At 29.7% G+C, this 290-nt stretch carries 1 protein-coding gene; it reads right to left on the bottom strand.

All coding sequences use genetic code 11. The features are described 5' to 3' along the window. Positions 1 to 261, bottom strand: a 261-nt coding sequence (locus FVF61_RS08670) for a hypothetical protein (RefSeq protein ID WP_148455371.1), incomplete at its 3' end; no start/stop codon positions are given. Positions 262 to 290 lie beyond the last annotated feature (29 nt).

Below are 290 nucleotides of genomic sequence, written 5' to 3'. Positions count from 1 at the left end.
TGGGTATTGAGTAAATACATCTTCTATTGTTACGTTTGGGTTTAATTCGTCTTTCGCTCTTTGTTTTGACATTTTGGATATAAAGTACTCTGTAACTTTTTTGATTTTAAGAAGTTCGTCTTTAGTCTTGTATTTTTCAACGTTTCCGTCTTTTATGGCGTGAACCATATAATACAATTCTTTACCCATTTCTAAAGTCAGTTTGTCCTTGTTGTTTTCATAAACAATAAAGTGCATTTTAGCTACTTTGTCTAATATCATAATATGTTCATTTTAAATTATTGCCAACG

The sequence above is a fragment of the Xanthomarina maritima genome (assembly GCF_008084905.1).
Lineage (GTDB): Bacteria > Bacteroidota > Bacteroidia > Flavobacteriales > Flavobacteriaceae > Xanthomarina > Xanthomarina maritima.
The sequence above is the reverse complement of the archived record's forward strand: the minus strand, read 5'-3'. Positions and strand labels throughout refer to the sequence as shown.